12 protein-coding genes are annotated in these 13,805 nt (G+C 38.1%); 11 read left to right on the top strand and 1 reads right to left on the bottom strand.

Features of this window, described 5'->3' with window-relative positions; all coding sequences use genetic code 11:
* Window positions 1-5: 5 nt before the first annotated feature.
* Entirely contained in the window at window positions 6-800 is a 795-nt protein-coding gene (locus tag D0T08_RS05255; RefSeq protein ID WP_116982011.1) for an alpha/beta fold hydrolase, read from the top strand.
* Between the two features lie 7 nt (window positions 801-807).
* Here D0T08_RS05255 and D0T08_RS05250 read toward each other — a convergent pair whose 3' ends face one another.
* A complete protein-coding gene (locus tag D0T08_RS05250) occupies window positions 808-2,013 on the bottom strand; it encodes a PAS domain-containing sensor histidine kinase (protein ID WP_116981562.1) in 1,206 nt (401 codons plus the stop codon).
* Window positions 2,014-2,221: 208 nt separating this feature from the next.
* Between D0T08_RS05250 and rsmH the strand changes: the two genes are divergently transcribed.
* From rsmH to nuoL, 10 genes are all read left to right on the top strand, one after another.
* Window positions 2,222-3,130: a 16S rRNA (cytosine(1402)-N(4))-methyltransferase RsmH gene (gene rsmH / locus D0T08_RS05245; protein ID WP_116981561.1), complete on the top strand. Its 909-nt coding sequence runs from the start codon at window positions 2,222-2,224 to the stop codon at window positions 3,128-3,130.
* A gap of 9 nt (window positions 3,131-3,139) precedes the next feature.
* Window positions 3,140-4,123 (top strand): glycosyltransferase family 2 protein, encoded by a 984-nt coding sequence (locus tag D0T08_RS05240; protein ID WP_116982010.1) that lies wholly within the window; start codon window positions 3,140-3,142, stop codon window positions 4,121-4,123.
* A gap of 11 nt (window positions 4,124-4,134) precedes the next feature.
* Entirely contained in the window at window positions 4,135-4,971 is an 837-nt protein-coding gene (locus D0T08_RS05235) for a glycosyltransferase (RefSeq protein WP_116981560.1), read from the top strand.
* A 59-nt stretch (window positions 4,972-5,030) separates the two neighbouring features.
* Window positions 5,031-5,948: a glycosyltransferase gene (locus tag D0T08_RS05230; protein ID WP_116981559.1), complete on the top strand. Its 918-nt coding sequence runs from the start codon at window positions 5,031-5,033 to the stop codon at window positions 5,946-5,948.
* Window positions 5,949-5,989: 41 nt separating this feature from the next.
* A complete protein-coding gene (locus D0T08_RS05225; RefSeq protein WP_116981558.1) occupies window positions 5,990-7,801 on the top strand; it encodes a hypothetical protein in 1,812 nt (603 codons plus the stop codon).
* Between the two features lie 24 nt (window positions 7,802-7,825).
* A complete protein-coding gene (locus D0T08_RS05220) occupies window positions 7,826-9,175 on the top strand; it encodes an NAD(P)/FAD-dependent oxidoreductase (RefSeq protein ID WP_116981557.1) in 1,350 nt (449 codons plus the stop codon).
* A gap of 192 nt (window positions 9,176-9,367) precedes the next feature.
* A complete protein-coding gene (locus D0T08_RS05215; RefSeq protein ID WP_116981556.1) occupies window positions 9,368-10,312 on the top strand; it encodes a glycosyltransferase family 2 protein in 945 nt (314 codons plus the stop codon).
* 162 nt (window positions 10,313-10,474) lie between these two features.
* Window positions 10,475-11,290: a 3'-5' exonuclease gene (locus D0T08_RS05210; RefSeq protein ID WP_116981555.1), complete on the top strand. Its 816-nt coding sequence runs from the start codon at window positions 10,475-10,477 to the stop codon at window positions 11,288-11,290.
* A 152-nt stretch (window positions 11,291-11,442) separates the two neighbouring features.
* Window positions 11,443-11,775 carry an NADH-quinone oxidoreductase subunit NuoK gene (gene nuoK, locus D0T08_RS05205; RefSeq protein ID WP_116981554.1) on the top strand — a complete coding sequence of 111 codons (333 nt, stop codon included), beginning with the start codon at window positions 11,443-11,445 and terminating at the stop codon, window positions 11,773-11,775.
* A gap of 74 nt (window positions 11,776-11,849) precedes the next feature.
* On the top strand, window positions 11,850-13,793 hold the full coding sequence (gene nuoL / locus D0T08_RS05200; protein WP_116981553.1) for an NADH-quinone oxidoreductase subunit L: 1,944 nt from the start codon (window positions 11,850-11,852) through the stop codon (window positions 13,791-13,793).
* Window positions 13,794-13,805 lie beyond the last annotated feature (12 nt).

The raw sequence follows: 13,805 nt of genomic DNA, 5'->3' as shown, positions 1-13,805 counted from the left end.
ATCCTATGAAAACCCTATTATTCATCTTTCTTTGCCCATTATTAATTTTCGCTCAAAGCGAAAGAGAACCACTATTTACCTCATTTGATGGCACTAAAATTCATTATGAAGTAACCGGAGAAGGCACGCCGGTAGTGTTGTTGCATGGATTTATGAGCAGTAGCAAATCGTGGAAAAGAGGTGTATTGATTCAGACATTGGCAGATAATGGCTTTAAAGTGATTAATGTTGATTTGAGGGGCAATGGGGTATCTGATAAACCTCATTCATTAGAAGCTTATCAGGATAATGCTGAATTACGCGATGTGATGGAGTTAATGACACATTTAGGCTTTAAGAAATACCATGTAGTAGGGTATTCAAGAGGAGCGATTCTCGTAGCCAAACAACTGACCTTAGATAAGCATATCATGAAAGCCGTGATTGGTGGAGCAGGTGTTGATTTTACAAACCCGAATTGGGAAAGGAGAAAAATGTTTGCCGAAGCATTTTCGGGCAAAGCCCATTTGTATCCTGAAACCAAAGGCGCGATTGAAAGTGCCAAAAGAAATGGCGTGGATACCTTGGTAATGGGTTATCTGCAAAAAGTACAACCTACTACCCTGCCCTCTGAATTAGCCAAAGTTAAAAAGCCGGTTCTTGTTATTTCAGGCAATCAGGATAGTGATAATGGTGATGTACCTGCTTTGGCAAAAATGATTCCCCATTCTACATTAAAAACAGTTCCGGGCAATCATGGCAATACTTCTATATCAGAAGCATTCGCTAAGGAGATTGCGGCTTTTTTGAAAGAGAAGTGAAACACACTCAAACCACATCCAGTATTATTCTAAAAGTGGTTCCTTTATCAATCTGGGTTTCTTTTACATAGAGCCTGCCATCATGATAGTTTTCAATGATACGCTTGGCTAATGTCAATCCAAGCCCCCAACCTCTTTTCTTGGTACTAAAACCCGGTTTGAATATTTTTCGGAGATTAGACTGAGAAATCCCTTTGCCCGTATCAGTTACATCAATGGCTATTCTATTTTTATTCAGAGGTGATAAGGATACAAATAATTCACCTTTCCCAACCATGGCATCCACCGCATTCTTACAAAGGTTTTCTATCACCCATTCAAATAAATGGCGGTTTACCTCTACTGTAGTATCAGCAGGTATATGGCTCGCAAAATGTACTTTTACTTTGGTCGAAATTCTTCTTTCTAAATATTTCAAGGTCTGTTCAACCATGTCAGATACTTTTTCTTGACTCATTTGAGGAATAGACCCGATATTCGAGAAACGGGTAGTAATGGTTTCCAAGCGCTTTACATCCTTTTCCATTTCGTCGCCGATACTCGCATCAAAATCAGGATTAGCTCTTAATACTTCTACCCATGCCATCAAAGCTGATATAGGAGTACCTAATTGGTGAGCCGTTTCTTTGGCAAGACCTACCCATACGCGATTTTGCTCAGCTTTGCGTGATGAACTATACGCGATATAGGCTAGAGAGCCGAAAATAAGGAAAGTCCCCAGAAGAATATAAGGAAAATACCGTAATTGCTTTACCACATCTGAGTTGCTGTAATAAACTCTATACTTGTCTTTGAACAGCACAAACTCGATGGGCTCGTGCTCCTGATCCATTTCAGCTACTTTATTGTATTTAAAATCCAATAGCTCCTGATCTGTCCATTTTCTGGTTTTATCCTCAAGCTCAGGTATATTCTGAGAGGTATTTGTTGGTACCCCATTCATTACCAATAGCATCGGAACAGTTTCATTTGCCAGCAATATTTCGCTCACATACGTATAATCACACGTGCTATTCAATTGTTGTTCAATCGTAAATTTGATACTTTCAGCATAGAGCCTGGCGTATTTCTTTTCACGCTCATCAAGTGTTTCACCCAGTTGATTGAAATAGTATAAAATACCCGTACCTATCAGCAGTAAAATAATAATGGCCGCAAATCGCCACCCAGTAATTTGCTCGTAGATATTAACAAACACCTCTCGTCGTGCCATGAAGAATTAGATTTTAATATAGTTATTTAGGGTAAAAGTGTATCTTTTTCCGAATATCCTTTATGTGTACACAGATATTCCAACGAAAAATCATTCAATTAATTTTGCGTTTTTCTGATTACTCAAAGATAGATAAACTTCTCTTAAGACAGGAATATTTTCATTTTTCACTATTTTTGCAATTATTATTGATATTTAATTGCTTCATATGTCTGCCTACCATGTGCCCGTTATGCTCAAAGAATGCCTCGATGGCCTTAATATCAAGCCCGATGGCGTTTATGTAGACGTAACATTTGGTGGAGGTGGGCACTCAAGAGCCATTCTCGAACACCTTACTATCGGTAAACTCTATGGTTTCGACCAGGATGCTGATGCCAAAGCGGAGTCTAAATTGATAGAGAATAAAAATTTCAGCTTTATTGATGCCAATTTTCGCAATATCAAGCAATATCTTCGTTTATTTGGCGTAAAAAAAGTAGATGGTATTTTAGCCGATTTAGGTATTTCGTCTCACCAGATTGATACGCCTGAGCGTGGTTTCTCAACCAGATTTGATGCCGAGCTGGATATGCGGATGAATCAGAAGGCTGATATTACTGCTAAAAATATCGTAAACGAGTATTCGGTAGAACAACTGCACAAAATTTTAGGCATGTATGGCGAAATACAAAATGCCCGCACAGCCGCCCAAGCCATTTATACAGCCCGATTGAACAAAAGTATAGATACTATCAATGATTTGAAGGGTGTCTTACAGAAGTTTACGCCTCGTGGTAAAGAAAATAAATATTTTGCGCAGGTGTTTCAGGCTTTACGCATTGAAGTAAATCAGGAAATGGCAGTATTGGAAGAGTTTTTGCAGCAAACGCCTGATGTGCTGGAAGAGGGAGGACGATTGGTAGTGATGTCGTACCACTCATTAGAAGACCGTCTGGTGAAGAATTTTATCAGAAGCGGGAAATTTAGTGGAGAGGTAGAAAAAGATTTTTTTGGAAATGATTTAAAACCCCTGGAAGCCGTTAATAGAAAAGCAATTGAAGCCACAGAAGAAGAAAGACAACTGAACCCGAGAGCCAGGAGTGCGAAATTGCGAATAGCGGAGCGTATAAAATAAGTGAATGAGATGGTAAAAGTAAGTGTAATGGTTCTGACGTACAAGCACGAAAAATTCATTCGTAAAACGCTGGATTCCATTCTTAGTCAGAAGGTAAACTTCAAATTTGAAGTATTGGTAGGTGATGATGCCTCTCCTGATAATACCCAGGCCATTATTAAGGAATATCATCAGAAATACCCCGATATTATTGTTCCCCTGCTTCATCAGGAAAATCTCGGTGGCTTCGGGAAAAACAATACTTTAGTTGCCCTGGAAGTAGCCAAAGGCCAGTACATTGCCCCGATGGATGGTGATGATTACTGGACGGACGATAATAAGCTCCAAAAAATGGCTGATTTTCTGGATAGTCACCCGGATTATGTAGCCTGTTTCCATAACGCCGAAATCATCTTCGACGACGATTCTCACCCCAATCAATTCGTAAACCCACCTGACCAGAAAGAGATAGTAACCGTAGAAGACTTTATTGGTGAAGATGAAGTATGGTTTATTGCAACTTCGGCTATTTTGTTTCGTCATGGCGTGATTAATCATTACCCACAATGGTTTCATGAATCAAAAAGTGGCGATATTCCTAGATACATTTTATTGGGTAAAGGTGGGGGTAAGTTTAAGTATATGAATGAGGTAATGTCTGTCTACCGCAAAAACCGCAACAGCGGTATGAGTTTCACCGATGGCTATGCTGATGCTGAGTTTCTCAAAAATCGTATCGGCATGTATAGAGGCATTGACCAGGAGTTAGATTACAAATTCCATCAGACTCTCAACAAAAACATTGCCCGTTATTATAGGATGATGTTGGATAGCAAACAATATGTAGATAAATACTTCAAACAGGTATCTGCTGCTATTCAATATCTTCGTTTAGGAAAACCTGATTCAGCGATTACCAAAGAAATTATCAGAGAGTATATTTTCCCTAAATGGCTGAGTAAGACTTATAGTTTCTTTGCATTATTGCCTCACCGTATTAAAAACAACAACTAAAATTGCCACATATGCCATCTACTCCTAAAGTCAGTATTTGTATTCCGACTTACAACCATGAGCAATTCATCCGGCAGACCTTAGATGGTGCGCTCATGCAAAAAACTGATTTTGAGATTGAAATTGTGATTGGCGATGATGCCTCTACTGATAGTGCTCCCGCTATTATTCAGGAATATGTAAACAAATACCCGCATCTCTTCAATGCTTTTCTGCACAAAGAAAATCAAGGTCCAAAAGAACCTAAGGAATTTGCCGGGCGTAATAATGTATTGATGCTATTAAAAGCTTGCAAAGGCGATTATGTGGCCCTATGTGAAGGTGATGATTATTGGACAGACCCACTAAAATTGCAAAAGCAATTCGATTTTATGGAGGCCAATAAAGACTATATGATTTGTCACCATAATATGCAAGTGATTTATGAAGACAAGTCTCCTGAACATGATTTCAATGAGTCTGCCCAGAAGATACATTCAACTATACAGGATATTCTGGAAGACCGCTGGTTTATTGCCACTGCCAGTACTTTCTATCGCAATTATTTCCGTGACCATGATTTTGTAGAATGGCATAGTAGAGCTGCCGCAGGTGATTGGGCGTTGGTGATACAGTTGGCGGCGCGTGGAGATATTCATTATATACCAGAAACAATGGGGGTATATAGAAAACACCGTGGCGGATTAAGTAATGTACAATCTGTTACTAATATTGGCTTCCTGAAAAATCGTAAACAGATGTTTATAGATGTGAATAAATGGCTTGATTATACCTACGACACAACCGTTAAGGAAACTTTAAGCCGATACGATGAACAAATTCAAGCATTCGAGCTTAATTTTTCCTAATTTTGTGCACAACCAATTAGTTAAGTAGATGTCCTCTGTAGCTATAAGAGGTTTATTGTATGAAAATTACCATTGTTACTCCACTTTTTAATGACTGGGATTGTTTGTATCAGCTTATCGAACAGATTCGATTAGTATTGACACCTACGAAATACAATGACTACAGCATATTAGTGGTTGATGACTGCTCAAGCCTGGAAGTAGAGAAAGATAAACTCAAAGGGCACCCCATCGAAGTTTTACACCTGAATAAAAACCTGGGTCACCAGAAAGCCATCGCCATTGGCTTGTCTTACCTGAATGCCCACTCGAACGATGATTTTTTTGTAGTAATGGATAGTGACGGAGAAGATAAACCCGAACATCTGCCCATTCTGCTAGATGAAGCATCAAAAAATGGTGGCAAAGAGATTCTTTTTGCCCGCAGAACCAAACGCAAAGAAAGCTTCCTTTTCAAGATTTTCTACAAGATTTATAAATATGCCTTCATTTTCCTGACAGGAAAAGTGATCAACTTTGGCAATTTTTCGGTGATTCCTAAGAAGCTCTTAGATAAAGTTACTCACGTTTCTGACATCTGGAATCATTATCCGGGGGGTATTATCCGTTCAAGGCTTTTATACAAATCAGTAGGACTAGAACGCGGTGAAAGGTATACAGGTAAATCAAAGATGAACTATACTTCTTTAGTTATACATGGACTAAGTGCCATAGCCGTCTATATTGATACTGTTTCAGTCCGTTTATTGATTGCTATTTCATCACTTATTCTGGTAGCTATTGCCGGTATTATTACGGTTTTTATCTATAGTAGCTATTTACCAAGTTGGGCTGTGTTGATATTTTTCGGAATTCTGATGCAGGCCTTTTTAAGTGCTTTAATCTTGGTTTTTACAGTACTCTCCTATCGGGTAAATTTTAATTTTCTTCCGGCAGCACATTTTCAGGATTATGTCGAATCTGTTGAACAATTTTGACCACAATCCCTTAGTGATTGCAAAACACATTGACTTTTTAAATGAAAAATAAAACAGGTATATATTTTCTGATTTTAGCTCCAATCATTGCATTTTATTTATTTGTATATAAAAATGCTTTTAATATTGGTTGGAATGATGACTGGCACGGGATAGAAGGATTTTTAGCCAGTTGGATGCAACAAACCACTTTTGGGGAAAAAATAGGATTACTGTTTTCTCAAATGTGTGAGCATCGCATCATTTATGTAAGATTAAGCACCCTGCTTTGTTATAACCTCTTCGGTGAAGTCAATTACAAGATATTGATGCTAATGGGTGTGTCGTATCTATTGATTCTTCCTTTTGTTTTTTATCGTTTATTGAAAGAGATTAATGTAGGCTTGGCTTATCTGGTGCCTATCGTTTTCATTATTTTCAATACACAGCCAATCGAGAATATCTTCTGGGCTATTACTTCTTTGCAGCCAAATACAGTTATTATTTTTGGTCTTTGGGGATTTGGTTTGCTACTGTTCAATAAAAATATCTGGGCTTTTTACTTAGCCAATATCCTGTTTTTCTTAGCCATGTTTACCAATGGCAATGGTATGTTCTCATTTCTGGCCGCTATTCCTTTGGTTTTATATGCGCGCACCAAAAGCGAGAAAATACAATACCTGGTAATTGTACTTTTTAGTTTCTGGCTTTACTTCCACGATTTTAAGAAGCCGGGTATCAGACCTGATGTGATGGTGAATATCACCCAATACCCTCATATTATTCTCGGTGATTTCTTTGCTTTTTTTGGCTCACCGATTGATAGTACTGTGCAGGTATATGATATTACTGTGAAGCATGTAGTAGCTATTGTAGTCGGCTTAGCCATGCTTGGCTGGTTGGCTGTAATGTTATTTACTTTCTTATATTATCGCTTCTGGCCGAAAGCCAAAAAAGATATGCACAATTGGTTTTATAGATTGTATGAGAAGCTTTTGCAGTATCCAAAGTTCAATCTTTATTTACTAGCGGCTTTTCTTTTTGTGGGTTTAAGTGGGGCGGCCTTTTCGGTATCAAGAGCCAGTCAGGGCTTAGAGCAAGCATTTGCGAGTCGTTATAAGACAGTATCGATTATACTATTTATTGTGCTTTATCTGAGCTCGTTTAATATTCTGCCTGTTAGCAAGTGGAAGAAATATCTGCAGATTTCAATTGTGGTAACTTTACTATTCAATCTCTTTTCTTATTACGAAAGTTGGGATGATGTGGAGAACCGTCGCCGTTTCTTTGGAACCACCATTCTGAACTGGAAGAATAATGGACGATATTACTATTATGCCTTTGAAAACTCCCGTAACCCTGACGACCATGCACCTATTACCCAATATAAAAAATTACCTATTCCTCCCTACAACTATGCAGGCTTCGTACCGGGTGTGATGAAGTATGTAAATGATATACTCTGGATTAGCCGTGTACATTTCAAAAACTATACCCCTCCGGCTGAAATTGATGTCATAAATAAAGCCTTATACGAAAATCAGGTCGCTAATACAGGCGGTGAAACAGTCAAGGTAACTGATGGCTCTAATACTTTTCATATTGAGCTTGAAAACGTTTTTGTTCCATTTGGGACTCGTTATGATGGTTATTATGCCATTTTTACCAATGATAAAAATCGTCTGGCATTTCCTTTGGAAACACAGGCTAATAAGTTTACAAACTTCCTGAAAACACAAAGGTTTTATAATAATAGAATTGATGCAATAGTTGCCAAGCCTGATTTACCAAGCGGACAATTCAGTATGAAAATTGGTAAATTGGAAAACAATCAGTTCAAAGTCATTAAAGAACAAACAATTAGCATTCAATAGATAAACTAAATATTAGTCTTCGATATGAAATTAAACATAATCGGTGGTGGAATGACCGGATTAGCAGCGGCCTATATAGCAGCTAAACAAGGTATGAAAGTAACTGTGGTTGAGGGGAGTGATAAGTTTGGCGGTTTGCTAAATACTTTTGAAATTGGTGGCAACCAATTAGAGCATTACTATCATCACTTTTTTACACAAGATGCCGAGCTACGTTGGTTGTTGAAAGACTTAGGCATTTCAGATAAAGCCTTCTATAAAAAAACTACTATGGGAGTTTTCAGGAATGGTAAAATATATAACTTTAATTCACCTATTGATTTATTGAAGTTTAAACCGGTGGGCATTATCGGAAAAGTCCGTTTTGGTTTAACAAGTATTTTCTTAGGGAAATTTGCCAAATGGCGCGAAAATGAAGAAATATCTACCTTAGATTGGTTTTATAAATGGGCGGGCAAAGATATTACCGATGCACTTTGGAAACCCATGCTCAATATCAAGTTTGGCCCTTATTCTAATCAGGTACCTCTATCTTGGATGATTGGCCGCATGGCACAACGTCTGGGTTCTCGTAAAGATGGTGATGAAAGCTTGGGTTATATTCAGGGAAGCTGGAAAACCCTGATGGATGCCCTTGTGAAGCGATTGGAAGAAATGGGCGTAGAACTTATTAAGAACGAACCTGTTGAAGCGTTCAAAATTGAAAAAAATGAAATAAAAGGTATTAAGACCAAAAACTTAGAAATTGGAAGCGATGGCGATCAATTTCTGTTAACTATTCCATCTATCTATTTTGATAAGATTAAAAACTCTCCGCTTGATGCTAATGGTATTGAATATTTTGGTGCTGTTTGTACGATTCTGGAATTGAAGAAATCATTAAGTCATATTTATTGGATGAACGTAGCCGACCAGGGATTCCCATTTGGTGGAGTGATTGAGCACACCAATTTCATTCCGAAAGAACAGTATAATGGTTCGCACATTGTATATCTGTCACGCTACTTTGCCATGAGCGAAGATCTGGCAAAAATGAGCAATGAGGATATCAAAAAGGTCATGATTCCGCCATTGAAGCGTATCAATCCTGAATTTTCGGAAGATTGGATTAAAAATGTCTATATCTTCAAAACCAATACGGCTGCTACTGTTTGTGATTTGAATTTCTCTGAGAAAGTACCTGCCTGCGAAACTTCAACCAAAAATCTATATATAGCCAATATGGCGCATATCTACCCAGATGAGCGTAGTACCAATAACTCTATCAGAGTAGCAGCAGAAGCCTGTAAAGTAATGGGTATGAATGGTGATTTTGTTCCTTATGGTGCGTCTCTTTCAGGAAAGATTGGATTTGGAAACAATTCTGAAAAATAATACAACTATTTTTCAAGCACGAAACTTTCAGGTGTTGATAAGCGTTTTTACATCATACGCGTTTTCAAAGAAAAGTCTTGCTTCAGTAAAAAAAGCAAGACTTTTTTATTTCATATTCTCGCTCTTTGTCCTTTTCTGTTCCAAATACCCTATCTTTGCGTCTCTAAACATTCGCACTAAGCCCTTGTTATAATGATTTCTATTGTAATTCCCATTTTTAACGAAGAAGAAAATCTCCAAAATCTTTATACCCGATTAACTGCTGCTGCTCCTTCCTGGGGAGAAGATTACGAAATTGTTTTAGTAGATGATGGCTCTCGTGATAGTTCTTTGACTATGATGAGAGTAATGGCCGAAAAAGATGCCCGTGTAAGAATAGTAAAACTTTCCAGAAACTTCGGACATCAACCTGCGATTTCAGCTGGAATAAAAACAGCTAAAGGTGATGCCATTGTCATTATGGATGGTGACTTACAAGATCCACCAGAAGAATTACATAGATTTCTGGATAAATGGCGCGAGGGGTACGAAGTAGTATACGCCGTCAGAACCAAACGCAAAGAGGGCTTCTTCAAGAAAATGGCTTATTCAACTTTTTATAGAATACTGGCCTGGATTTCTGACATTGAAATTCCTCTGGATTCTGGTGATTTTTGTGTAATGGATAGAAAAGTGGTGAATGTACTGGTACATGAGATGCCTGAACAATTGAGATTTGTACGCGGTATGCGTGCCTTTGCCGGATTTAAACAGATTGGTGTTACTTACGAAAGAGCCGAAAGAGCAGCAGGAGAAGTAAAATATACTTTTAAGAAATTGGTTCAGTTAGCATTAGACGGTTTATTTGGCTTTTCAAGTTTCCCGCTTCGTCTGGCTACTTATATGGGCTTTATTATCTCTATTCCCTCGTTTTTCTTAGGTATTTTCTTTGTTTTGCACCGACTGATAGGCTTTAAAGTTTTTGGTCATGCCCCCGAAGAAACTCCGGGAACGGCTTCTCTGGCAGTAGGCATGTATTTCTTAGGTGGTGTTATTCTGATTATCTTAGGTATTTTAGGCGAATACATCGGCAGAATTTACATTGAAGTAAAAAAACGCCCTTTCTTTGTGATTGATGAAGTGATTGAGAAGAAATAAGGGTAAATGATATATCCTTTTAAAATGCCATTTCGACACGAAGTGGCATTTTTTATTGGATGAGCGATTCAAGAAATAGTGACATATCAGATAATTTACTTACAAAATCTTCCATCCGTTCGATTATTTCCTACCTTTGTGTCTTGATTTAAATGACCAATAATGCTTACTCATTCTCTTAAACTCCGAAAACCCCTTGCCGTAATTGACCTCGAAACTACCGGAGTAAATATTACCAAAGACAGAATTGTAGAATTGTGTATTGCCAAAGCCAAACTTGACGGAACGGTTGAAGTAAAGACAAAATTGATTAATCCGGGCGTACCGATTCCACCGGAGACGAGTATGATTCATGGTATTTATGATGAAGATGTAAAAGATGCGCCCAGTTTCAAGCAAATAGGCAGGTCTCTAGCGCAGTTTTTAGAGGGTTGCGATTTAGCAGGCTTTAACAGCAATCGTTTTGATGTACCGATGCTGGTAGAGGAGTTCTTAAGAATTGATGTGGATTTTGACACCAAAAATCGTAAACTGATTGATGCCCAACGGATTTTCCATCTGATGGAGCCTCGTACGCTCTCAGCGGCTTACCGTTTGTATTGTAACAGAGAATTAGATGGTGCCCATAGTGCCGAAGTTGATACCCTGGCTACCTTAGAAGTACTTTGTGCGCAGGTAGAAAAATACGAAGGTGTGAAACTGAAAAATGACAAAGGTGAAGAATACGAACCTGTAAAAAATGACATGGACGTATTACACCAGTTGACCTCGGCTAATATTGTTGATTTTGCCCAAAGAATGACCCGGAATCCTAAAGGAGAGATTATGTTCAATTTCGGCAAACACAATGGTAAGGCCGTCAAAGCGGTATTAAAACAAGAGCCGCAATATTATGATTGGATTATTAATGGAGATTTTCCATTAGATACGAAGAGAAAGCTTACAGAAATCAAATTAAAAATGTTACTTGATAAGTAATTTTTTGGCAATTAAGAGGCAATTTTCTAGTACAAAAAGTAGCATTTCTCTAAGAATTAGGAGAAAGTTAAAATTAGGATTGATAATTGTTTATTGATAATTGTTGATTATTTTTGCGAAATCTTTTCGGAAAAACAACCATAAATCTGCAAATGCAAAGTAAAATACCAGACATTATCCAGACCGTTCCTTTGCTAAATTATGTCTTATTGGCAAGTATTTTATTCATCATTGGGGTCGTGGGTGTATTGATACGCCGTAATGCTATCATCATTTTCATGTCAATCGAGTTAATGCTCAATGCTGTTAACCTTTTATTGATAGCGTTTTCTTCTTATCGTGCCGATGCATCGGGGCAGGTTTTTGTATTTTTTATTATGGCAGTCGCCGCGGCAGAAGTAGCCGTTGGTCTGGCTATTATCGTGATGATTTATAGAAATATCCGTTCTATCGATGTCGGTTTGTTAGACAAATTGAAGTGGTAAGTCTCTTCATTAATATAGATATACTAGTTTTTAAACCTTATTTACCATGCCTTTGAGGCTGAGGTTATTAATATATGTCAATCATTACTCTAATACCTTTATTTCCACTCATTGGTTTTTTAATCAACGGTCTGGGGTTTCGTAAAATTCCTACCAGCTTAGCCGGACCTATTGGTGTCGGGGCTTCTTTACTATCATTCATTGGTACTGTAATAGCCTATACCCAACTCACTGAAACTAACCAACCTATTCTGATTAATGTTTTCGACTGGATTACTGTCGGCTCATTGCAAATCAATTTCTCATTTCAGATAGATCAGCTATCAATCATTATGCTCTTTGTGATTACAGGTGTAGGTACGCTTATACACATGTACTCAATGGGCTATATGCACGATGATGAAGGATACGGCAAGTTTATGGCATTCCTTAATTTGTTCTTATTCTCCATGCTATTATTGGTAATGGGTTCAAATTATATCGTGATGTTTATCGGTTGGGAAGGTGTTGGTTTGTGTTCTTACTTACTTATCGGCTTCTGGAATAAAAATACAGAATATGGTAATGCCGCCAGAAAAGCCTTCATCATGAACCGTATTGGTGACCTGGGCTTTTTGATTGGTATTTTCCTGATAATATTAAATTTCGGCTCGGTTGAATACACAGAAGTATTCGAAAAAGCGAAAGGTTTAACCGTAGGCGATAGCACTATCATTGCTATTACAGGCTTCCTATTTATTGGTGCGATGGGTAAATCGGCTCAGATACCTTTATATACCTGGTTACCGGATGCAATGGCCGGCCCTACTCCGGTTTCAGCCCTAATCCACGCCGCTACCATGGTTACCTCGGGTATATATATGATTATTCGCTCGAATATTCTATACACACTTGCCCCTGAAACATTGGAATTTGTAGCCTGGATTGGTGTGGCAACGGCCGTTTTCGCTGCAACAATTGGTATTTTCCAGAATGATATTAAGAAAGTATTGGCTTACTCTACTGTCAGTCAGTTGGGATATATGTTTATGGGCTTAGGTGTATCTGCTTATACATCGGGTTTCTTCCATGTAATTACGCATGCTTTCTTCAAAGCCTTATTATTCTTAGCGGCAGGTAGTGTCATTCATGCCATGAGTGGTGAACAGGATATTCGCAGAATGGGTGGTTTATGGAGCAAAATCAAAATTACTGCTATTACATTTTTAATAGGTACTATAGCTATTTCAGGAGTATTCCCACTAGCCGGTTTCTTCTCAAAAGATGAAATCTTAGCACATGTATACGAGCATAATAAATTGATGTGGGTTTTGGCATTAATTGGCTCTATGATGACGGCATTTTATATGTTCCGTTTGTTCTTCCTTACTTTTACAGGTTCTTTCAGAGGTACTCACGAGCAAGAACACCATTTGCATGAATCTCCGGCAAGCATGACTATTCCTTTGATGGTCTTAGCGGTTTTCTCATTTGTTGGAGGTTTTATAGGTATGCCTGAAGTTTTTCATGCTCCTCATTTATTAGCAGACTTTTTGAATCCTATTTATGAAGGATCAAAAGCTGTTAATCCTGAGTTCGGAGCACATCCGGTTGAACATTCAACAGAGTGGATGCTTATGGGAATTTCGTTGGGCGCTGCGTTAATTGCTATTTTTATAGCTTATACAAGATTTGGTGGCAGCAAAAACGTACCTGTCGAAGACAGCGAAATTACAGGTGTACAGAAAGTGATTTACAACAAATATTATATTGATGAGGTATACTGGGCAATTTTCGTAAATCCGGTGAAAAGCTTATCAAATTTCTTTGTGAATGTATTTGAACCTAAAGGTTTTGATGCAATTGTACGCGGCGTTGGTAATATGGTGAATTCATTCAGCAATCTTACCCGCAGATTACAAGCCGGTGGAACAGGCTTCTATTTATTTGCTATGGTAATTGGTATTACGATAATACTAGGAATCAACCTGGGTTATCAGGTTCTGGAAACAATTAAAGCATTTGTTGGAATAAAATAATCCAACTAAACA

Origin of the sequence: Emticicia sp. C21 (assembly GCF_003418935.1) — a bacterium.
Lineage (GTDB): Bacteria > Bacteroidota > Bacteroidia > Cytophagales > Spirosomataceae > Emticicia.
This window is presented reverse-complemented; position numbering and strand designations above follow the sequence as displayed.